At 61.0% G+C, this 22223-nt stretch carries 16 protein-coding genes and 4 pseudogenes; 11 read left to right on the top strand and 9 right to left on the bottom strand.

Features of this window, described 5'->3' with window-relative positions; translation table 11 throughout:
- Positions 1-477: 477 nt before the first annotated feature.
- The 9 genes and pseudogenes from ACTJKM_RS20915 to ACTJKM_RS20875 all read right to left on the bottom strand — a co-directional run.
- Positions 478-2322 (bottom strand): heavy metal translocating P-type ATPase, encoded by a 1845-nt coding sequence (locus ACTJKM_RS20915; protein WP_058327703.1) that lies wholly within the window; start codon positions 2320-2322, stop codon positions 478-480.
- The gene (locus ACTJKM_RS20910; RefSeq protein WP_440637386.1) at positions 2300-2845 is read right to left on the bottom strand and encodes an ATP-binding protein; all 546 of its coding nucleotides are present in this window, start codon (positions 2843-2845) and stop codon (positions 2300-2302) included. The genes ACTJKM_RS20915 and ACTJKM_RS20910 overlap by 23 nt, the downstream gene beginning before the upstream one ends.
- 208 nt (positions 2846-3053) lie before the next feature.
- On the bottom strand, positions 3054-4127 hold the full coding sequence (locus tag ACTJKM_RS20905; protein ID WP_058327705.1) for a lipocalin-like domain-containing protein: 1074 nt from the start codon (positions 4125-4127) through the stop codon (positions 3054-3056).
- Complete coding sequence (locus ACTJKM_RS20900) at positions 4117-6528, bottom strand: FtsX-like permease family protein (protein WP_440660764.1); 2412 nt, start codon at positions 6526-6528, stop codon at positions 4117-4119. Before ACTJKM_RS20900 ends, ACTJKM_RS20905 begins: the two co-directional genes overlap by 11 nt.
- The gene (locus tag ACTJKM_RS20895) at positions 6525-7178 is read right to left on the bottom strand and encodes an ABC transporter ATP-binding protein (protein ID WP_058327737.1); all 654 of its coding nucleotides are present in this window, start codon (positions 7176-7178) and stop codon (positions 6525-6527) included. Before ACTJKM_RS20895 ends, ACTJKM_RS20900 begins: the two co-directional genes overlap by 4 nt.
- A gap of 96 nt (positions 7179-7274) precedes the next feature.
- A complete protein-coding gene (locus ACTJKM_RS20890) occupies positions 7275-7628 on the bottom strand; it encodes a hypothetical protein (protein ID WP_440660762.1) in 354 nt (117 codons plus the stop codon).
- Between the two features lie 162 nt (positions 7629-7790).
- Positions 7791-10235, bottom strand: a complete 2445-nt coding sequence (locus ACTJKM_RS20885) for a class I SAM-dependent methyltransferase (protein ID WP_058327708.1) — start codon at positions 10233-10235, stop codon at positions 7791-7793.
- Positions 10232-10978: a protein-L-isoaspartate(D-aspartate) O-methyltransferase gene (locus tag ACTJKM_RS20880; protein ID WP_058327709.1), complete on the bottom strand. Its 747-nt coding sequence runs from the start codon at positions 10976-10978 to the stop codon at positions 10232-10234. Before ACTJKM_RS20880 ends, ACTJKM_RS20885 begins: the two co-directional genes overlap by 4 nt.
- A 316-nt stretch (positions 10979-11294) precedes the next feature.
- Positions 11295-11538, bottom strand: a pseudogene (locus ACTJKM_RS20875) (aspartate 1-decarboxylase); the annotation flags it as partial.
- A 240-nt stretch (positions 11539-11778) separates the two neighbouring features.
- On the opposite strand from ACTJKM_RS20875, the gene ACTJKM_RS20870 reads away from it, so the two are divergent.
- The 11 genes and pseudogenes from ACTJKM_RS20870 to ugpA all read left to right on the top strand — a co-directional run bounded on the left by ACTJKM_RS20870 (position 11779) and on the right by ugpA (position 22216).
- Complete coding sequence (locus ACTJKM_RS20870; protein WP_440660760.1) at positions 11779-12804, top strand: BMP family protein; 1026 nt, start codon at positions 11779-11781, stop codon at positions 12802-12804.
- Between the two features lie 126 nt (positions 12805-12930).
- Entirely contained in the window at positions 12931-14460 is a 1530-nt protein-coding gene (locus tag ACTJKM_RS20865; protein ID WP_113514585.1) for an ABC transporter ATP-binding protein, read from the top strand.
- Complete coding sequence (locus ACTJKM_RS20860) at positions 14450-15499, top strand: ABC transporter permease (RefSeq protein WP_058327712.1); 1050 nt, start codon at positions 14450-14452, stop codon at positions 15497-15499. The genes ACTJKM_RS20865 and ACTJKM_RS20860 overlap by 11 nt, the downstream gene beginning before the upstream one ends.
- A 1-nt stretch (position 15500) precedes the next feature.
- The gene (locus tag ACTJKM_RS20855) at positions 15501-16442 is read left to right on the top strand and encodes an ABC transporter permease (RefSeq protein WP_058327713.1); all 942 of its coding nucleotides are present in this window, start codon (positions 15501-15503) and stop codon (positions 16440-16442) included.
- A pseudogene (locus ACTJKM_RS20850) lies at positions 16439-16639 on the top strand (cytosine deaminase); the annotation flags it as partial. The gene ACTJKM_RS20855 and the pseudogene ACTJKM_RS20850, both read left to right, overlap by 4 nt.
- Before the next feature lie 388 nt (positions 16640-17027).
- Positions 17028-17285: pseudogene (locus tag ACTJKM_RS20845) on the top strand (IS110 family transposase); the annotation flags it as partial.
- Between the two features lie 67 nt (positions 17286-17352).
- Positions 17353-17586, top strand: a complete 234-nt coding sequence (locus tag ACTJKM_RS20840) for an AbrB/MazE/SpoVT family DNA-binding domain-containing protein (RefSeq protein ID WP_058327715.1) — start codon at positions 17353-17355, stop codon at positions 17584-17586.
- On the top strand, positions 17583-17993 hold the full coding sequence (locus ACTJKM_RS20835) for a type II toxin-antitoxin system VapC family toxin (RefSeq protein WP_440660758.1): 411 nt from the start codon (positions 17583-17585) through the stop codon (positions 17991-17993). The genes ACTJKM_RS20840 and ACTJKM_RS20835 overlap by 4 nt, the downstream gene beginning before the upstream one ends.
- A gap of 537 nt (positions 17994-18530) precedes the next feature.
- Positions 18531-19195: pseudogene (locus tag ACTJKM_RS20830) on the top strand (UdgX family uracil-DNA binding protein).
- Positions 19196-19964: 769 nt separating this feature from the next.
- Positions 19965-21269 (top strand): sn-glycerol-3-phosphate ABC transporter substrate-binding protein UgpB, encoded by a 1305-nt coding sequence (gene ugpB, locus ACTJKM_RS20825; RefSeq protein WP_058327719.1) that lies wholly within the window; start codon positions 19965-19967, stop codon positions 21267-21269.
- Positions 21270-21334: 65 nt separating this feature from the next.
- On the top strand, positions 21335-22216 hold the full coding sequence (gene ugpA / locus ACTJKM_RS20820) for a sn-glycerol-3-phosphate ABC transporter permease UgpA (protein WP_440660756.1): 882 nt from the start codon (positions 21335-21337) through the stop codon (positions 22214-22216).
- Positions 22217-22223 lie beyond the last annotated feature (7 nt).

Genomic DNA, 22223 nt, shown 5'->3' with positions numbered 1-22223 from the left:
GCCTTGGTCGGCAAGCATTATGCCCGTACCGCACTCGATTGGTCGCAGAACATGGATGCTAACCGCGATGCGGTCCGCATAATCTTTGAGGCGACTTACGGCCGCTACGCGGGGCTCTGGATGCGGTGATGGCGATAGTTGTTCCTGGCAACGGCGAGACTGTTCGGCCATGCACACGGCATGGAATGGGATGTCAGTCACTTTGCTCCGTCCGATCGAAAGGAGATGACCCCGGTTCTGCGTGATGTTTTTGCGGCCGTCCGGCGCTATGCCAGCCGCCCGGATCCGCGGGTGGCTTCCGCAAACGCCATCGCGCTTAGTCGTCGAGGGATTGCTTTCGCAGTTTTCGGACCATATGACGGGATTGAACATCCTGCACGATGGCGGTTTACCCGCGCGTATTGAGGCGTAGGGGCGGGATTCCGCAAACGCCCTACTCATCTAGCCCACATAACACGCTTGTCAGCGGAGCCCCAGTCAAGCTACTTTCGGTGAAATCCTGATCGCTCGAAGAGCGTTTGAGATGACCGCCACATCGATCGCCTCCTGCAGGATCGCGCCCTGGACGGGGGCCAGGTAGCCGAAGGCCGCCGCCACCATGGCGAAGATCGAAAGACCGATGCCGACCAAGACACTCTCTACGGCGATCCTCCGTGACCTTCGGGCGATCTCTATCCCCGTGCGCAGGCGGTCGATCCGGTCGACCAGCAAGACGACATCAGCAGCCTCGGCCGACGCGGCCGCGCCTCTTGCTCCCATTGCGACACCGACATCGGCCGCCGCGAGCGCCGGGGCGTCATTGACACCGTCGCCGACCATCATGACGGGGCCGTTCTTCCGCTCCGTAAGGACGACCAGCACCTTTTGATCTGGCGAAAGGCCCGAGCGAACTGCGTCGAGCTCCAATCCGTCGGCAATGCGTTCGGCCACGGCGGCGCGGTCGCCGGTCGCTAGAAGGATGCGCCGGACCCCTTCTCGACGAAGTCCGTCGAGCATCTCGGCCGCTTCCGCGCGCACCGGATCAGCCATCACGATATGCCCTACCAGATTGTTGTCGATGGCGACGGCAACGACGACCGACCCGGCGGCCGTCTCAGGAATTGCGTGTGGAGGGCCGTCAATGATGGCCTCGACGTAGCCATGGCCGCCGACAACAACCCGCCTCCTATTTACATATCCCGCGACGCCCTCGCCCGCTGCTTCCGTCACGTCGGTGGGCAGGACAAGGCCGAGATTCCGTTGCTGGGCCGCCGCTACGATAGCCTGCGCGATCGGGTGTTTCGACACCTGATCGACTGATGCTGCAAGCGTTAGAATTTCGTCGTCGGCGTAGCCAAGCGGGCTTTGAATGGATACGATCTGCGGGCGCCCGACCGTCAACGTCCCTGTCTTGTCCAGGACCAGGGTGTGGATGCGGGCCATATTCTCAAGGTGACGTGCGCCCTTGATCAGTACACCGAAATGCGCCGCGCGCGACAGGCCTGCAACGAGTGCCACAGGCACAGCGAGGATTAATGGACATGGCGTAGCTACCACCAGTACCGCGACGGCGCGAATGGGATCTGCCGTGAACCCCCATGCGGCGAAGGCGATGAGCACGGTCATCGCGAGGAACCCGACCGACCATTTGTCTGCAAGCCTCGACATTGGGGCTTTCGAGCGTTGGGCAGCCTCGACGAGGCGCACGATGCCAGCATATGTGCTGTCCTTGGCCTCGTGCGTAGCAATGAGATCGAACGCGTCGCCTGCATTTGTCGAGCCGCTCAAAACGTCTCCATGTTCAGCAAATGGAACGGGAAGCGATTCACCTGTTAATGCGGACATGTTGAGGAAGGCCCGGACGCTCGCAACAGTCCCGTCGACAGGGACGATATCGCCCTGTCGGACCAACAGCCGATCGCCAGGCCGGATGTCGTCGATAGGAACCTCGCTCAGGCCGCCGTCAAGATAGCGCGTCGCGGCCCGCGGCACGCGGGAGAGCAGGTCATGCATCTCGCGGCGCGCGCGCCCCTCCGCGAAGCTTTCGAGGAATGTGCCGCCGGTATACATCAGCGCGACAATCGTTGCCGCCAAGGCTTCTCCAAAGATGAGCGCAGCCGACATCGACAGCGCAGCGACTATGTCCAGGCCCATTTCCCCACGCCATAGGCTTCGGGCTATCTCGACGAGGAGGGCCATCAGAACCGGAGCGGTGGCGACTGTCCAGGTAAGTCGTGCGGCATCCGTTCGGCCCGCGAAGTGTAAGCCGAGCCCAAGCAGCAACCCGCCTAACGCTACAAGCAGAAGGCCATATTTCAGTTTAGCTTCGCTCGGATGTGCCATGGTATCCGGTCTCCGGAGAAGGAAGCGGGTCGGAGCAGGTGACTGCCGCACGCAAGCCGCCTTCGACGCGATTCTCTAAGGTTAGGGCCAGATTGTAGACATTGGCGATCTCGGATACGATCGCCAGACTCAGGCCCGAGCCAGGCTTCAGGCGATCGAGGCGCACACCCCGGCGCAGTAGGTCCGGCAGTCTCTCGGGCGACACCCCCGGGCCATTGTCCTCGACCACTACCTGGATAAAACCATCGCACCGGACGGCCGTGACAGCCACACAGCTCTTGGCACATTTCGATGCGTTTTCGAGAAGGTTACCGACCAATTCGCGAAAGTCATGCGGATCAATCGGCGCCGTCAGGCCCTCCTGCAGGTCGGCCTCCCATGAAAGGCGCTCGCCTGCCTCGGTGTGCTGAAGCGGCCGGATCGTATCGCCGACAATCCTTGGGACGTCGGCATCGCCGCCCCGCTGGTCAGCGCCCGGGGTGAGCCGCGCACGGGCTAGCTCGTCTTCGACATGGGAGAGCATGGTATCGGCCAGATGGTCGAGTTCATTCAGCGATTTCGACCTATGCCCTTCTCGCGGAGTGTCAAGGCATTGAGCCAGAAAAAGAACCGCTTGGGACTATTTTGAAGGCTGCGACCCCAATGCAACCCGAAACCACCCGATCGGGACGGCGCAAGGCAGGTTGCGATAGAAGCTGCCCCCATCACCTTCCCGCTACCCTTGGTTTGGGCTAGTACCCGGTCATCTCCAGATAACCCCTGCCACTGACACTGCCCTCGAAGACGATCGGGCCTTCCCAGTAGGGGATGGATGTTGGCATCCACGCGTGGTCGTTCAGAGGTTGGGTCGTGACGTCAAAGCCGCGACTGGGAATCTGGACGTTCCAGGAAACAGGAATTTGACGCCCTGCGACTTTGGCGGTTCGCACGGGAACGATCTTGAGAGCTGTCGCGTGTAAAGGGTCGGGTCGCCCGTCGGCAGTGATCCAGGTGGCGGAGGTATATCCCTCCCCTTCATCTCTGAGGCGGAAGCCCATGAGCTTCTCCCCTGTATCGAGATGCAGCGAGAACCAATCCCAACCGGTCTGGTCCTTCGCGAGCGGCTGTGACGACCACTCGCGGTCGAGCCAAGCTTTCCCCGTCACCTCTACATGCCCGCTCGGTAGCGAAAGCGAGCCGGTCACCGCATAGAACGGCTGCGAATAGTAGTAGCTGGCCTGTCCCTTCGCTGATTTCAGCGAATAACCGTTATCGCCCTGTGGCACCAGCGGGCCTGTGGCCATTAAGCGGAGTTCGTAGCCGAATTCCTCTGTGGACGCAGTCAGGCTGAGATCAGACAGCTGATCCGTTCCCGGGGCGGCATGTCCCTTTATCTGCCAGTCATCGATCCAGGCTGAGAACGGCTCTGCGACAACACCAGCCTGCCCCACTCCCCCGCGTGAAATACGTTCTGCAACGAAGTGGTCTTTTGAAGTGGTGACGGCTGCGTGCCCCATCCAGAGCTGTGGGCTCGACCACGCGTTGGCCTCACCCGGAGCAAGCGCTGACCGGAAAAGGGTCCACTGCGCTCCGTATTGAGTTCCGTCGGGGGCTTCAAGATTGGCCGTTAGATACCACCACTCTATCCGGAAGTCCGGATGTGGGCCGTGGTCGGCGGGGAAACGGAACAGCAGGCCAGGCTGCGGCACCGAAAACCCTTCGACCGTCGAGCCAAGGCCACCAAAACCCTCGGAGGCCGCTTGGCTCCCGGAAAAGCTGGCCATGGTCGTCACCGCAAAAGCGATCGCAATCGATCTAACGCTCATTGGCGAATACCTTCAGAAGTTCCGATGGCGTGACTCCCGCCAGCCGGCGAAGCGGGATGAATACGGAAACGACAGCAGCGCCGAGCGCGACTAGACCGAGGCGAAGCCACTCGTAGGGAAAGATATACATGGGCAGACGCCAGCCGAAGGCTTCGACGTTCACCACCGCGAGAAGCACCCACGCCAACGCCAGGCCGAGGGGCAAAGCGGCGATAAATGTCGCCAGCCAGAGCACGAGCGCCCTTAGAACCTCAAGAAGAGCGAGATCACGTCTCGTGACCCCCGTGGCCCACACAGGCGCAAGCTGCGGGAGGCGCATTTCCGACAACGTGAGGAGGCTTGAGAACATAGCCAATGCAGCAACCCCGAGCGTGAATATGTTCAACGCGCCAGTAACCAAGAACGTGCGATCGAAGATCCGCCGTGACTGTTCCTTCAGTGTCGCTTGATCGACGACGTTGTCGGCTGGTAGTCCGAATTCGTCCGTGAGCCTCGATCGTAGATCCGCAACCTGATCAGGCTGGATCCGGAGACCGTAGCGCAGGCGCGAGACCTGCGGGTAACGAGAGGTCAGAGCATTTATTCCGGCGATGACCTGGCCCTTTGGGTTCCCGTAATCCGAATAGACCCCGACAACCGCCGCCTTCCAGTCACCCGGCAGATCCAACTGATCGCCGATGCGGAGCCGGTCCCGCCTCCAAAACTGTTCGTTGACCAGCACCCCTTGACCGGACGCCACCTGATCCCAGACGTCCGGCATGCCAGCGATCAGGGGCCAGTGCTTCCTATAGGTGGGATCGTCAACGACACCGAAGATCTGCATCGACTGCCCCCGGATCTCGGCATCCACGCTCAAGATCGGCAACACCGATTCCACCTTCGTTGCGAGCCATGCCCTGAGCCTGTCTGCCTCGCCCTCGTTCCGGGCAGCGACGTAAAGCTCAGCGGGGAGGCGTTGGTCGAGCCAGCCGACGAACGTGAGACGGAAGCTAGAGACCATGGTTCCGACGCCGACATTTGCCGCCAGCGCAAGAAGCAATGCCATGAGCGCTAGGGAAAGTCCGGGGAGTTGCTGCCGCGCGTCGGCCCAGAACCACGTGACGAGCGCGCGCGAAGACGTCCGCTGCATGACGGTGAGGAATCCGGAGAGCACGGTAGGGAGAAGTAGCGACGCCCCGAGCAGAAGACAGCCAAGAACGCCAAAGCCCGCCTCGAGTCCTTCGGCACACAGAAGAAGAGCTCCCGAGACGGCTAGCAAAGCCGCTGCGGCCAGCACCTGAAACCGCCGCCCCGCTTGCCACGATCGTCCCCAGGTCTGGGGTTGGCCCGCCGCGAGCAAAGGCACCCTCGTCAAGCGCAACAGGCTCTGTGCCGACGAAACCAATGTTCCGGCCACCGCGATGGCAAAACCAAAAACCCACCACTCCGGACGCAGGGAAAGCGTGCCGGGCACGCTGGCTCCGTAGAGTCCTTCGAGGGTTGCGGCCACTCCGGGCAGCAGCAGCGACGCGACCAGATATCCGATCGCGACGCCGACCGCCCCGGCGGCGAGGGCGAAAAGGACAAGTTCGGCGAGTAGCAGAACCGCAAGCTCACTCAACGAAACTCCAAGGCAGCGAAGCGTTCTGAAGGTCGGCCGCCGTTGCTCGAAGGCGAGACCGATCGTCGAGTAGACGATGAACAGCCCCACCGCGAAGGCGAGAAAACCGAAGGCTGTCAAATTGAGATGGAAGCTCTCGGTAAGATGCTCGACGTCGGTTTCTGCATTCGGCTCGCGAACTGAGAGCGTTGGAACAAGCTTTTCAAGCGGCTCCAGACCGGAACGTTGGTTTTCGGCAATCACAATCCGACTGAGTTCGCCCTCTCTTCTTAACAGCTTCTGGGCCAAGCCGATGTCGATGAAGGCGGCGCCGTCCAGCATCCGATCCGAAACACGCAGCGCGAGGTCCGTCTGTCCTCGCATTTTTTCCGCTGTTCTGGGAGAGACGAACAGCATGCCAGGAGGCGTGATGAAGGAAAGCAAGTCCCCGGCATTTCCCAGGTCGACGGTGTTAGTCTCGGCGGGCATCGTCAGTGGCTCGATGCCGATCACCCTTAACCGGGTCACACCGAACCGATAGTCTCCCTCCAAAACTGGTGACACGTTCCAGCCCGCCCGTCTGAGCCGCACGAACGCGGACTGAGGAATCGCGCTGCCGTTTGGAGAAACCAGGTTCGCCAATCCGTTCTGGTCGAGCACAACCGCGGCGCGGGTGTAGCTCGCGCGAGCTTCTGCGTTGATCGCCTGCACTCCCGACCACAGGGCGGTCGCCAGCGCCAGGCCGGACAAGAGGGCGCCGAGCTGCAGCGGTCGTCGTCGCCAGTGGGACAGAAGTGCCGTGGCTGCGGTCCACATCTTCATTCGATCTTCCCGCACCGCAAATAAACCTGCCGGTCGAGCCTATCCGCCAGTCTTTGCGAGTGTGTCACCAGGAGAAGTGTCGATCCGCTTCCCTTCGATAGCGCGAGCATCAGTTCCAGGACAGCGTCTCCGTTGGCCTCGTCCAGGTTTCCTGTGGGCTCATCCGCCAGAACTAAGCCGGGACGCGCGGCAAGGGTTCGTCCGATCGCCACCCGCTGCTGTTGTCCGATGGAAAGCTGCTCGGGATATCTGGTGAGCAACGACCCGATTCCGAGGCGCTCCACGAGTTCATTTTCCCACGGAGGATCGTGGCGTCCCGCGAGCTTGGCGTGGAAAGCAATGTTCGCGGCCACGTCTAGTGACGGGACAAGGTTGAACTGCTGAAATACGAGGCCGACTTCTGTCCGCCTGTAGGCAGCGCGTTCCCGGTCATTCAGCTTGGAAATGTCTCGCCCCCCGATCGTGATCTCGCCTGAGTCCGCTCGGTCGAGGCCGGCTACGAGATGCAGGAGCGTGCTCTTTCCGCTACCTGACTCCCCCGTCAGGGCAACTCTGTCTCCCGCGCAGAGATCGAGATCGATCCCTCTCAAGACTTCAAGCCGCCCTTCGGCAGTCTCATAGGATTTCCTAAGATTGCGGAGAGCGATCACCGTAGCGGCCAAGATTAGGACGATGGTACATATTTAACTCTCCACAGTCGCTTGGAAAGGCCTGCAGTGAGGAGATGCGAATACTGACGTCGAACGTCACAAGGCGGCGCGGGAGCCCGGTGATTGCGAGCGTTGATACAGCGCCCACTGCGTTCGGTGTACGTCCAGATACAAAATGTAAACGTCACCCTCGCCGCCCCTGACCTTGAAGTATCGGTAGTCGGCGCCATGCCACTGATCGAGGTTTTCGACCACTTCGACCTGCCGGCCGTTGAGGTAAAATCGTCGGATCTTTTCGACACCACCGTCGTCCACGAAGGTTTCGACCTGAACTTGCATGACGCGCTCGCTGTTCTTCTCGGCCGAAAGGCGGCGGACCCCGCCTCCTGCCAGTCGGAGCAGGATGGTTCTTGGATAAATAGCTGCGGGTGGACGAGAAGAAAGGGGCACGGCGCCCTCGCCGCATGTATTGGACGCCGCACGGCTGCTTGGGACGCCCTCCCCGTGTTTGCACCGGGTTCTGTCGCATGCCGCGATCGACATCAAACGGGGTGCCGACATCTATTGCAGTATTGCCCGTTTCGCCTATCTCGCGAACAGTTCCGATCTGGATTAACGTGTTGCGACGTGATCCCGCGACCCGGCGAGTAAGGCCGGCGCGGCAAGATAGAGGATCACGGCCATCGTCACGACGCCAGTGAACCCGATATGCATTGCAAGCAGTGCGGCGAGGATCGCGCTTAGCACCGACGCACAGCCATTGATCCCCCACGCCCAGGGAAGAAATTCCTCCGAGCGTGCGCCGACGTGGCCGAGGCCGAGGGGGAAGGGCATACCCATGAAGACAGCGAGCGGTGCTATGAGGAGGAGCGCGATTGCAATCTTCGCGGCATCCGGGAGTGCCAGCAGCCGTTCGAATATCGAAGGCAGCGCGAGCAGGTATGACCCAGCCAGGAATGCGATTACCACGACAGCGAGGGTGATGCCGCGCACCGCGGATCCGCATCCGACCGCCGCCACCCAACGTACAGCCAAGGCGCTACCGAGACCTGCGAAGGCGAGGAAACCCGCAAGCACGACGGAGACGGCGTAGAGCGGATGGCCGAGGAACAGCACGAAGCGCTGGATGAAGGCGATCTCGATGAAGAGGAAGGCCAGGCCCAAGGCAAGGAAATAGAGCCCGAAGCGCAGCCGGGGTACGGCTTTCACGAGTGCGCGCCGGCGAAGCCAGAGCGGTAGCAGGATCAAGACGGTACTGAGGAGCGCGGCCTGAACGAGCGTCGTCACCAGGATCAGGTAGCCCCAGTCGAGCATTGCTGCCCCACCTTGGGTGCGCAGCGTCAGGAGTTCGGGCAGCGCACGCCAGCGGAAAAAGTCGAAGAAATAGGGCCGATTGTCCGTGGCCGGCGCAATATCGAACTTGTAGCGCTCCGTGAAGTCGGCTCGTTCAGGGCCGAGGAGAGCGAGGGCTCCCTCGTAGAGATATTCCCGGTCGAGTTGATTGTAACGGTTCACGTCGCTCGCGGAGATGCTCGGCACCCAGGAGATGTCGAAGAAATTCTCGGCCGCGAAGCCGCGGATGGCTGCTATGTCGTCACCCGTGAGCGGCGACTTGGCGATGAGCAGGGTTGCGGTATTCCAGCTCCGGATCAGCGCCAAGTGCCGGCCGGGCTGGGCCACGCCATCCGCTTCAAGCGCTGCGGTAGCGGTGGCGAACAGCTTAAGGATGTCGCGCGGCGGCACCCGCAGCCATCGCGTGATGGCGACGATGCCATCTGGTTTCAGTACCGCCAGGTAAGCCCGCAGTGCCTCCACGGTATAGGTGTAATTCTCGTGCATGCTTTGCACGCCGGCCGCGGCCGCGCTGAAGGAGTCAAGGAGCGGCATCTGGATCAGGTCGTAACGCTCGCCCGCGGTCGCAGCGAAGGCGCGCGCCTCGGCTAGATGCAGATGCACGTTCGGTCGGCTGAAGATGCCGCCGACGAAGTTCGCGAAGCGATTGCGAGCCAGGTCGATCATCTGCGGGTTGACCTCTACAGCGTCCACGAGTTCGGCTCCGGAGCGAAGCGCCAGCAGCACCTGCTCGCCGCCACCAGCACCGAGGACCAGCACTCGCGGCCGTGCAAGAATGCGGTACGGGAGCGCCGCCGTTGTCCGGTCGAGATAAGCGACCGTCGCCGGATCGCCGCTATAGGCGGTCATCGCCGTAACACTATCGCCATCGCTGAAGACGGCGAGTTGCGTGGGCGGCTCTTGGGTGTTGGCGAGGCTGAGGCCCGGCGCGTACCGGAATGGGACGCTCGGGCTCTCCACGACTGTCAGTAGTCCGAGCGGGCTTGATCGCTCCTCGACCACCCGCGCGTTGGGGACGTCGAGAGCCATGCTTAGGCCCTTGTATTGCGACATGTGCGGGCCGGTGGCCGTAAAGGACGGTGGCAGCCACACCGCGATGACCGCGGCGGCAAGCCCGAGGCTGCCCGCAGCTAGCCGCCGATGGCGAGCCATGCCCGTCGCAGCAAGGGCAGCCGCCGCAAATCCCAACGTCGCGACGAAGCGCAGTGCCGCAGCCGGAAAGACCAGGAACATGAGCCCGACGATGCCCAGTGCACCGACCCCAGCGCCGACCAGGTCGAAGGCATAGACGCGTCCGACCTGGCCGGGATGGCGGCTGAAGGCAAGGCCGATACAGGTGGCACCAAAAAAGAACGGCAGGACCAGGAGAGCATAGCTAGCCGCGAGCCAACCGAGCTGGCCCGGATTCCAGACGACCTCGAGCGCGTTGAACGGCAGGCGTTCGGCACCGGCGAAGCTGGCAACCGCAGTGATGCCGAACAGCGCTGCCGACGCTGCGAAGGCGGCCGGGTACTGTTTCACCAGAGGGCGGCGGGCCAATGCAACGAACGTACCGCTCGCGCCGAAGCCCAGGAGTGCTATGCTTATGATCATATAGGCAAATTGATGCCACTGAATGATCGAAAAGAGCCGCATCAGCAGCACTTCGTGAGCAAGGGTTGCCGCCGATATGAGACCAACCGGCAGCAGGCGCCCCGCTCTCATTGGGCTCTACCTCCCCTCAGCGGCACAAAGGCCACCGGCAGCAGTTGACGGGTCGTGATGCTTCCGTCCCGTCGCTTCTCGACCAGCATGAGAAACTGGGTCGCAAAGGGGCCTCCAACGGGGACGACCATCCGGCCGCCCTTGGCGAGTTGCTCGACCAGCGGTGGCGGGATGTGACTGGCAGCGGCAGTCACCACGATACCGTCGAAAGGCGCGTGGGCAGGCCAACCATAGTAGCCGTCTCCCACCCTCACCTCGACATTGTCGAAACGGAGCTCCGCCAATCGGGCGGCCGCCCTTTCGCCCAGCTCCGGTAGGATCTCAATCGAGTAAACCTTCGCTGCGAGCGGCGACAAGACGGCTGCCTGATAACCCGAGCCAGTGCCGATCTCGAGGACAGCGTCGCCGGGCCCAACGTTGATCAGGTCCGTCATCAGCGCGACGATGAAGGGTTGCGAGATGGTCTGTCCGTATCCGATCGGCAGTGGCCGATCTCGATAGGCCGCACCACGCTGCTCCTCGGGCACAAAAAGGTGGCGCGGCACCCTTCCCATCGTCTCCAGCACAGCCGGATCGACGCCCTGGCCCTCGACCGCTGACGGCGCCGAACGGGCGTGCAATCTGATCGTCTCGATCATCGCCGCACGCTCGCCGAGTCGATCCTGAGCGGATGTTGAAACCACGGCGGCCGCACCTGCGAGAACCGCCGCCATTAACGCTTGGCACTGGGTTAGAGGACGCATGAACTCTCTCCCGGTTACATCGCCAGAGTATAGTGGCGGCAGCGGCAATATTGATAGATATAAGCCCACTTATCGGTTTTAATTCGTATTTGAGCTCTCCAGGCGCTGAACTTGGCAGACAAGCTGGTCGCCGTTGTCCCCGATGCGAACATTCGTCCTGTCGAGCGCGTCAAATTCAAATGGCACGAACGCCAGCGAGCGCGCCCTCCATATACGCGTCTCGTCTGATCGTCAGACCCGCAGAGCCTGGGGTGTGAGCGCCGGCCTATTTCGAACCGCTTGGAATGCAGCGACCGCGCAAAGAGATGGATCGGACGTTGTTCTCGTCGAAGGTCAGCACTTTCGGCTTCAAGGTCGTAGTAGGCCGAGTAGCATATGATGATCTGGTCGCCCGGCTGGCCGGTCCTTGCGGCCGCACCATTGAGGACGCAGCACCTGGTTCCGCGCTGACCGAATATGACGTAGGTGGAGATGCGCGCGCCGGAATTCTTGTTCCAGATCGATGGGCTCGGTGCGGCGGCAGCAGGGCAATTTGTTGGCCATAGAACGCCCGCTTTATGTCACGCAGGACGCTGAGGGCAGTGTTCGCGAAGCTTTTGCAGTAAATGGGCCTCTGCGTATCGCGCGCGACACTTCCAGAGCCTTTCGCGCCAAAATACTTATGAATTGTCGCGGAGGTCGGGTCGTTTCGGATTGAATGTTATGCTGCGTCCAATTGCTGCCACCCTCAACTTCACCTACATTGACCAAGTGGTAAAAAGACGCGTTCCAAAACGCGCAATCAATCAGAGGGGAAGTTCATGCATAGCAATTCCTTCAATTTCGCCATTTCCAGAAGAAATCTGATCAAAATTGCCGGCGCCTCCGCCGCGGTGGCTGCAGCGGGTCTTCCAAGCCGCCTGCTCGCTGCCGACCCGACAAAGGTGGCAGCCGTGTATACCGTCCCGGTCGAGCAGCAGTGGGTCAGTCGTATCCACAAGGCGGCCAATACCGCCAAGGAGCGCGGCGACATCGAATATGTCTATTCGGAAAACACCGCAAACAACGATTACGAGCGCGTCATGCGCGAATATTGCGAGGCTGGCCACAAGCTGATCCTGGGCGAGGTCTTCGGCGTCGAGGATGCCGCCCGCGCCGTCGCCAAGGACTACCCTGACGTCGCCTTCCTGATGGGCTCGAGCTTCAAGCCCGATGCCGCCGTGCCGAACTTCTCAGTGTTCGACAACTATATCCAGGACGCATCCTATCTGTCTGGCATCATCGCCGGCGCGATGACCAAGTCCAAGAACATTGGCATGGTGGGAGGCTACCCGATCCCGGAGGTTAACCGGCTGATGAACGCCTTCATGGCCGGGGTGAAGGAAGTTGCCCCAGACACCAAGTTCCAGGTCGCCTTCATCGGCTCGTGGTTCGATCCGCCCAAGGCCAAGGAGACGGCGTTCGCCCAGATCGATGGCGGTGCGGATCTGCTGTATGCCGAGCGTTTCGGCGTATCCGATGCCGCCAAGGAAAAGAAGATCCTGGCGATCGGCAATGTCATCGATACCCAGGCAGACTATCCGGACACCGTTGTCGCCTCCGCGCTGTGGCATTTCGAGCCGACGCTCGACAAGGCGATCGCCGAAGTGAAGGCCGGCACTTTCAAGGCCGACGACTACGGCGTCTATTCCTTCATGAAGAACGGCGGCTGTTCGCTAGCACCTCTCGGCACCTTCGACAGCAAGGTTCCGGACGACATCAAGGCCAAGGTCGCTGAGAAAGAGAAGATGATCAAGGACGGCGCATTCACCGTCGAGATCAACGACGGCGAGCCCAAGTCGAGCTAGCCTGTGCTCCCGTTCATGGGAGAGGTGGGCAACCTTGCCGGAGGGGGATAACTCTTCGCCGGAAGCGACCACTCTCTCCCTGGACGGGAAAGGAAGCTTCCCACATCGCCACTTCCGGTCACCGCCGTGTCAAGCAACCCTGTCCTTCGTCTTTCCGGCATCAGCAAGCGCTTCGGCCCACTCAGGGCAAACGAGGCCATTTCCTTCGAGCTGAAGCGGGGCGAAGTCATAGCACTTCTCGGGGAGAACGGTGCCGGCAAGACGACGCTGATGAACATTCTCTTCGGCCACTATGTCGCTGACGAGGGAACCGTCGAGGCATTCGGAAAGCGGCTTCCGCCGGGAGATCCGCGCGCGGCTCTCGATGCCGGCATTGGCATGGTCCACCAGCATTTCACCCTTGCTGACAACATGACGGTGCAGGAAAATATCGCGCTTGGCACGCAGAGCCTCTGGCGCATGCGGCTCGACAGGGCCGCAGCACGGCGGCGCATCGAGCAACTGTCGGCCGATTTCGGCCTCGCCGTCGAACCCGCCGCCACCGTCTCCACACTCTCGGTCGGCGAACGTCAGCGCGTCGAGATCTTGAAGGCACTCTATCGCGAAGCCCGTCTCCTGATCCTGGACGAGCCGACGGCCGTTCTAACACCCGCAGAGACCGATGCGCTGTTCCGGACACTGAAGCTGCTCGTCGCAAAGGGCCTGTCGATCATCTTCATCTCCCACAAATTGCACGAAGTAATGTCGGTCAGTGATCGTGTGCTGGTTTTGCGCTCCGGCCGACTCGTTGGCGAGCGTGAAACGGGTTCAACCGACCGCAAAGAACTAGCCGCCCTAATGGTTGGCCAGGAAGTCAAGCCGACGGAGGTCACCCCGGTAAAGCGGGGTGTACCGCTGCTGACGCTCGAAAGCGTCTCCACGACGCCGTATAACGGAGCCGGCCTCGATCAAGTGTCGCTCACGCTCACGGCCGGCGAGATCACCGGCCTTGCCGGCGTCGCCGGCAATGGCCAGGCTGGCCTTGCGGCCCTTATCGCCGGCATCCGGCGCCCGACCAACGGGAGCATTTCCATCGCCGGGAGGGAAGTCGCCGACTGGTCGCCGCGCGTGGCCCTCGCCCACGGCGTGGCCAGGATTCCGGAAGATCGCCACGCTATCGGCAGCATCGGCGACATGAGTGTGACGGAGAATGTCATCGGCGAACGCTACCGCAGCCCGCGGTTCAGCCGCATGGGCTTCCTGAACTGGAGGGCTGCCCGCGGCTTCGCCGAGAAACTCATCGCCGACTACGAGGTCAAATGCCCCTCGCCCGAGGCCCGAATGCGCCTGCTTTCGGGCGGCAACATGCAGAAGCTGATCCTCGGCCGGGCCCTTGATCCCGACCCGACGGTCATCCTTGCAAGCCAGCCGACCCGTGGCCTCGATGTCGGCGCAGTCGCGTATGTACACCGCATGCTGCTCGAAGCACGAGACAGGGGCGCGGCTATACTGCTGATATCCGAAGACCTCGAGGAGGTCCTGGCATTGTCCGACCGCATCATCGTCATGTTCAAGGGACGCCTTTCGACGCCGTCTTCGCGCGGCGAGCGCAGCATTCGGCAACTGGGAGAGTTGATGGCGGGCCACGACGGGGAGCGCGGCGACCATGCGGCTTGAGCCAAAGCTTGCGCCGTCCTTGGCGGTCACCTTGCTGTTTCCGCTGGCAGCCATCGCCACAACGCTGGTGTTGACGTCGATGCTCGTTCTCGTCGCTGGCGCTTCGCCGCTGTCCGTCTTCTATCTCGTGGCCAAGGGAGCGGCCGGCTCACAGTTCGCGCTTATGGAAACCCTGACCCGAGCGACGCCGCTGATCTTCACGGGCCTGGCGATCGCCGTCGCCTTTCGGGCCAAGCTCTGGAACATCGGCGCGGAAGCCCAACTCTACATCGGTGGCGTAGTCACCGTGGTGCTGGGAACCGGCGCACTACCGCTACCTTCGGTCGTTCTGATCCCGGTGATCATGGTCGCCGTCATGGCTGCAGGCGCGCTGCTTCTGCTCGGCCCGGCCGTGCTGAAGACCCGCTTCGGCGTCGATGAGGTGGTCACCACGCTGCTGCTCAACTTCATCGTCCTGCTGTTCGTGTCGATGCTGCTTGAAGGTGTACTCAAGGACCCGATGGGGCTCGGCTGGCCGCAATCGCAAAAGGTCATCGCTGAAGCCCAACTGCCGCGCCTCATCCAGGGCAAGCGCCTGCACTACGGCTTCGCCATCGCGCTTGTTTCGGCCGTTCTCGTCTGGGTCGTCATGAAAAAGACGGTTCTCGGCTACGAAATGCGCGCCGTCGGCCACAATCCCGAGGGGGCACGTTTTGTCGGCATTCTGGTCAACCGCACGCTGATGAAGACGGCGTTGCTTTCGGGCGGTTTGGCCGCACTTGCAGGCTTTTCCGAAGTCTCGGGGCTCAAGGGAAACCTGACGCTCGACCTGTCGCCAGGCTACGGTTACAGCGGCATCGTCGTCGCGATGCTCGCCATGCTCAATCCGCTTGGCGTCATCGCATCGGCCATCTTTGTCGCCGGCATCTTCGTCGGCGCCGATGCCATGAGCCGTGCCGCCAAAGTGCCCAGTTACATAGCCGACGTCATGGTCGCTACTTCGCTTCTGTCGATGGTTGTCGCGATCCTTCTGGCGCGATTCCGGATTAGGTGGAGGTGACATGGACGCGCTTGAAATCCTCTTCACCGCCTCCTTCTGGGTTGCCGCCATCCGCATCGCATCCCCGCTGATCTTCGCGACCATGGGCGAGTTGATATGCGAGCGCGCGGGCGTTCTCAACCTGGGCATCGAAGGGATCATGACGGCCGGGGCTTTTGCCGGCTGGTTCACCGTCTATTCTGGCGGCGATCTTTGGGCCGGCGTGCTGGTCGCGGCCATTGTCGGCGCCATGTTCGGCTTGCTGCACGCCACGCTCACCGTACCGCTCGGCCTGTCGCAACACGTCGTCGGCATCGGCATCACGCTGCTTGCCACGAGCTTGACCTACTTCACCTATCGGCTTGCGCTGCCCGAGGTGACGTCGCCGCCGAAGATTGAGCCGTTCCAGCCGTTGCCGATCCCGGGTCTTTCCAGCCTTCCCGTCATTGGCGAGGCGCTGTTCTCCCAGACGCCGCTGACCTATCTCGCGTTCGTGTCAGTCGCAGCCGTCACCTGGATCCTTTACCGCACGCCCATTGGCCTTGCCGTTCGCGCTGTCGGGGAAAACCCCTCGGCGGTCGAGGCCCAGGGCATTTCCGTCACCGGCATCCGCATGGGTGCCGTCGCCATCGGCAGCGCGCTGATGGCGGTGGGCGGCGCCTTTCTCACTACTTCGGCCTTCAATTCCTTCTTTTTTCAGATGATCAATGGGCGCGGCTGGATTTGTATCGCGCTGGTCGTCTTCGGCTCCTGGCGGCCAGGGAAGGCGCTGATCGGCGCCATACTGTTTGCCGCCTTCGATGCCTATCAGGTTCGCCTGCAGCAGATCTCAGGCGGTATCGTTCCCTATCAGGTTTTCCTTATGATGCCCTATGCGCTGTCGATCCTCGCGCTGATCCTGGTCGCGCGTCGCGCCACCTATCCCAAAGCTTTGATGATCCCGTACCAGAAAGGCGAAAGATGAGTTTCGACTTGATTGTAAAGGGCGGCACGCTGCCCGACGGAAACGTCGCCGATATCGGCATCAATGGCGACAGGATCGCCGCAATCGAGCCCAGCATCGATGCCGCGGCCGGTCGCGTCGTCGATGCCTCGGGCAACCTCGTCAGCCAGCCTTTTGTCGATCCGCATTTCCATATGGGCGCAACGCGGTCATATGGTACCAAGGTCGATATCGAACCCCTCCCCCACACAGCCGGCGAAATGCTCCAGTCCGACGATCTTCATAGCCAATCCTTTTGAATGGATGCCCGTTGAAGTTGAAATCGCGGCATCTCATTCCATCCGGACGCCCGAGTAAAGTGTATTGCCGAACCAAACAGGCCTCTTGGTTAAGTGTACATTACTGGAGAAAGAGGCCGATTCTTGCGCCTCCAGCCTGTCCAAATGGAAGACACCGCGCGACATAGGTCCGGTTCTCGCCACAGAGGAAAGGCGCCCCACCCTGCGCACCGTGGTGGCGGACCATCTTGTCAGTCGATATCTGATAGCCTAGCCGCTTTGCGCAATGCCCCGTGAGAAAGGTTTCACCTGTGCTCTCGCTTTGAGCAGAGCGGTCCACTGCAAGTCTCTTGCCGCCCAGGAGGTGCGTGCTCTGCTGGCCGCCCGCAAGCTCATTCAGGGCAAGCTTCACGACATTTCCGGGGCATCATGCGCGGCTTCGGCCTCAAGGTCGGGCCGGCGACGCGGCGCACTTGCGCCGGGCGCATCCGCGCGCATTCGACCTTGGGAGCGTCGATACGGCACTGCTGAAATTGAGCGCAAGCCGCGTGCCATCGGACGCCGGGATGATAACGCACAGCGGTTGGACAGCTCTTGAAAACCGCGCCGCGAAGTAATACCTTCAAAAAACCACTCCTTACATCGGTTCGACAATGACGACGACGGTTACAGCAAAGGGGCAGATTACGATCCCCAAACCAGTGCGCGACCTCTTGGGTATAGTGCCTGGGAGCCAGGTTGATTTCCGTCGCGCGCCGGATGGAAGCATCGTGCTCGTTCATGCCGCCAAAAAACAGCAGCTCAGCCGCTTCGCAAAGCTGCGAGGGCACGCTGGCAAAGGGCTGGATACTGACGCGATCATGGCCCTCACCCGTGGCGAACCGTGATATTCGTAGACACAAATGTTCTTCTCGACGTCGTAACCGATGATCCGACATGGGCCGATTGGTCCATAGCGCAACTCGAAAACGCAAGCCTTGGGGGGACATTGTGGGTCAACGACATCGTCTATGCCGAACTGGCCGTTCGCTACGATCGGATCGAAGAAGTCGACGCGTTCCTTGATCAAGCCGGATTAGAACTGGCACCAATGCCGCGAGAGGCTCTCTTTCTGGCAAGCAAGGTTTTCACACGATATCGCAAAGCAGGTGGAACGAGAACCGGGGTTCTCCCAGACTTCTTCATCGGTGCACATGCGGCCGTCAGCGGGTTGCCATTGCTCACGCGTGATGTTGGTCGCTACAGAACCTATTTCCCGACATTGACATTGAGTGCCCCGGATTTGCCGACTTAGTGGCCCTGGCGGATCGGGATTGAGCAACCGTCGCACCAGGCAACCCACTCCACCGTCGTAGCGGTCGGCGCCGGGAGGCCTTGAGCGTCACCATCACGATGTCAGGAGAAATCCCGCCCCTAGTCGGCCGAGGCGGAACTGGCGCGCCGTCAGCGTCGGCATGGCGGCTCGGGTCTCCTCGATCGTCAGCGGCACGCAGGGCGCTGTCAGGAAATCCGAGTTATCCGTCAGCCATTGGCGGATCGCCGGGTTGAGACCGAACGCATCCGGTGCCGGCGCACGCGCGCGTCGCCGAGGAAAGACCGAGCTTGGAGACCGGAGCCGCCGAACGCGACGCAGTTCTCTTCACCCGGCTCCCGTACCGATCATTACCAAGCATTGCCAACACGATTTGTTCCGCTCGCCATGGGAGCGGGCAGCGGTAGGTTGAAGCGGTAATGGGAACGAAATTTCGCACGACCTGTTGGGATCAAGGAACGCGACGGCGAGTTTCATATCGCCGAACCGAGCCGTGCAACATTCGTGGATCGCCGAGCGATGGCAATGACTAGAAACAGTCGAGAGCATTCGGCCACACAGGGGCCGGCTCTTGAGAACCTCCATATGAACGATCTTTCGCTTGGTGATATCCGACAGCAAGCCGAGGATTGCCGCCGCTGCGACCTCTACAAGCATGCGACCCAGCTTGTCTTTGGTGCGGGTCCGGAAAACGCGAAACTGATGCTTGTCGGTGAACAGCCTGGAGACAAGGAAGATCTAGCGGGAAAGCCCTTTGTCGGCCCCGCAGGCACCGTATTGACCGAATGTTTGGAGGAAGCCGGCATCGAACGCCAGACCTGCTATCTGACCAACGCGGTCAAGCACTTAAGTATGAGCAGCGTGGCAAGCGCAGACTGCATTCGAAGCCCAACGCCGGCGAAGTTCAGCGTTGCTCCTGGTGGCTCGGCGCCGAACTCGCCCGCCTGCGACCAGCCGTAGTCGTGGCGCTCGGCGCTACGGCAGCAGGAGCACTGCTCGGAAGATCGATCAGGGTGACCAAGGATCGTGGGCGGCCGCTGGAAGTTGGTTCCCGGTTTCTGATCGTCGTAACAATCCACCCATCATATCTGCTGCGAATTCGCGATCGATTGGATGCCAATCGCGCGCGGGAGCATTTTGTTGCCGATCTGCGCCTTGCCAATGAACTGCTGTCTGGGAATTGAGCCGGCTGCGCGGCGACAAACAAGGTGAAATTCGCGTCCTGATCGTCGCGCTATAGCCGGCCTCCAAAGGTGGAGTTTCGGAACCATTTGAGCATCTGCCCGTTTTTCGTTCGTCCTACGGGCCACATTGATGGCGCGGGGTACTAGTCCGAATGAATACCGAGTGGATCCAATGGCCGATAAACTGGACGAGCGCGGCGAGCCGCTGTCAGCAACGCACGATGCCGAACGGACTACCTTCTCTGGCAGGGAAACGCGCCAAGCGGGAATGGGCAGGCGCGTTTTTTTGGTTCTTGCGGCGAGCCTAGCCCTCGTCCTGCTTGCGTGGGGAGCGGTAGAACTGACAAGCCGTGCCACCGGAGACCAATCTAGAAGCGAAGGCAGTGTCACTGCGCCGCAACCCAAGTAATCGAGCCGCAGGTGCCAGGTTAGAATTTCACAAAGTTGTTAGCCAAGCCGGCGCGCGATCCGGGATCGACGCAGCGTTGCTCCTTGCCGAAGATGGCTGAAGCAGCTCGAGAACGAGAATGCGCGGCGTATAAAGATTGTCGTAGACCTGACCCTGGACCGCTAGATGCCGCAGGACGCCATTCGGCTCGAGGGCATGAACAGAACGAAAATTCCACCGAAAACCAGCAGCGAATTCGCCATTCCATTTTCTCTTGCAGGTTCGTTCCCGTTCGTTTTTAATCCGCCTACTTTCGCCACGAAAGTCAGTCGCGTTTGATCGAGGAGGGTCGACGCGATCTTAATAATCGGAGGAACAACCATGTCAGCTTTCAAATGGACTCTTGCAGCCACATCCACGCTTTCAATCCTTGCTGCTTCCAATGTCCTCGCGGCGACGGAACTTCAATGGTGGCATGCCATGACGGGCGCCAACAACGAAACGGTTGAAAGGCTTGCGAAGGAATTCAACGAGAGCCAGTCGGAGTACAAGGTCGTTCCAGTGTTCAAGGGTACGTATGCTGAAACATTGAACGCGGGCATCGCTGCTTTCCGTTCCAAGCAGGCGCCTGCAATCCTGCAGGTGTTCGATGCGGGCAGCGGCGTGATGCTGGGCGCCGAGGGCGCTGTGGTGCCGGTGGCGGACGTTCTTCAGAAGGGCGGCTACGAGTTCAACAAGGATCAGTACCTGCCAGGCATCGTCGCGTACTATTCCAAGGCTGACGGGACCATGCTGTCCTTCCCATTCAACTCGTCCTCGCCGATCCTCTATTACAACAAAGACGCCTTCACGAAGGCCGGCATCGATACCGCAAAGCCACCGGCCACATGGCCCGAGGTCTTCGAGGCGGCCAAGAAGATCAAGGCGAGTGGGGCGGCAAATTGCGGCTTCACATCGACCTGGCTGACCTGGATCCAGACCGAGAACTTCTCCGCCTGGAACAACGTGCCCTACGGCACGAACGAGAACGGCCTTTCTGGCCTCGAAGTCGAACTGAAAATCGACGCTGCGCTCTTCGTCGAGCATTTCCAGTCGATTGCCGACCTCGCCAAGGATGGAACGTTTCGCTATGGCGGCCGCACATCGGAAGCAAAGCAGCTGTTCATGTCGGGCGAATGCGCCATCCTGACCGAATCCTCCGGCGGTCTCGGCGATATTGTGAAGTCGGGGATCAACTATGGCGTCGGCCAGCTTCCCTACTATGAAGGCCATGGTCCGCAGAACACCATCCCCGGTGGCGCAAGTCTCTGGGTCTTTGCCGGCAAGAGCGACGGCGAGTACAAGGGCGTGGCCGAGTTCTTCAACTTCCTCTCGAAAACGGAAACCCAGGCCCAGCTTCACCAGGTTTCGGGCTACCTGCCGGTGACCCTGGCAGCCTATGAAGAAACCAAGAAGTCCGGCTTCTACGAAAAGAATCCGGGCCGGGAAACGCCGATCAAGCAGATGATGGGCAAGGCTCCCACCGAAAATTCGAAGGGTGTTCGCCTCGTCAACCTCCCGCAGGTTCGAGACATCCTCAACGAAGAGTTCGAAGCGATGCTTGCTGGCCAGAAGGATGCAAAGACGGCCCTCAGTGAAGGCGTAACGAAGGCCAACGCTGCCATCAAAGCAGCGATCGGAAACTGAACCTCTAAACGAAATGTCCGCACCGCTAAGCGGTGCGGACTGGTATCCCATGGAGGGGACGTTTCATGCAGTCCGTCGTGTTTCCCAACAAGGTGCTGCCGTATCTTCTGCTTGCGCCTCAGATCATCCTCACGATCGTCTTCTTCTTTTGGCCAGCAAGCCAGGCTCTCTACCAGTCGGTCCTGCGCGAGGATCCGTTCGGCCTGAAATCCGGTTTCGTCGGCCTCGCCAACTTCCAGGCGATCCTGTCCAATCCGGACTACCTGCATTCGCTGAAGGTCACGGTGGTCTTCAGTCTCGCGACGGCCCTGTTGTCTATGGCTCTCGCGCTCCTGCTGGCCACCTCGGCAGACCGCGTGGTGCGGGGACGCAACATCTATCGGACGCTTTTGATCTGGCCCTATGCGGTCGCCCCCGCCGTTGCCGGCATGCTCTGGCTCTTCATGTTCAATCCGGCGATGGGAACGTTCGCCTACATTCTGCGCCGGAACGGGTTTGTTTGGGATCCGCTCCTCAATGGCAACCAGGCAATGTGGCTGGTCATCGTTGCGGCGGCCTGGAAGCAGATCAGCTACAACTTCCTGTTCTTCGTCGCCGGCTTGCAATCGATCCCGAAATCGCTAATCGAGGCCGCCGCGATCGACGGCGCCCGCGGCACCAAGCGGTTCTGGACTATCGTCTTTCCGCTTCTTGCGCCCACGACGTTCTTCCTGCTGGTCGTCAACACCGTCTACGCCTTCTTTGATACCTTCGGCATCATTCATGCCGTCACCGGCGGGGGACCGGCAAAGGCCACCGAAACGCTCGTCTATAAAGTTTACAACGACGGTTTCGTCAATCTCGACCTCGGCAGTTCGGCGGCCCAATCGGTGATCCTGATGATCATCGTCGTTGCGCTGACGGCCTTCCAGTTCCGCTTCGTCGAGAAGCGGGTCCATTACTCGTGAGACGCCG

Source organism: Ensifer sp. 22460 (genome assembly GCF_052044935.1).
Lineage (GTDB): Bacteria > Pseudomonadota > Alphaproteobacteria > Rhizobiales > Rhizobiaceae > Ensifer.
Note: the sequence above shows the minus strand (reverse complement) of the source record. Positions and strands in the feature narration are given on the sequence as shown.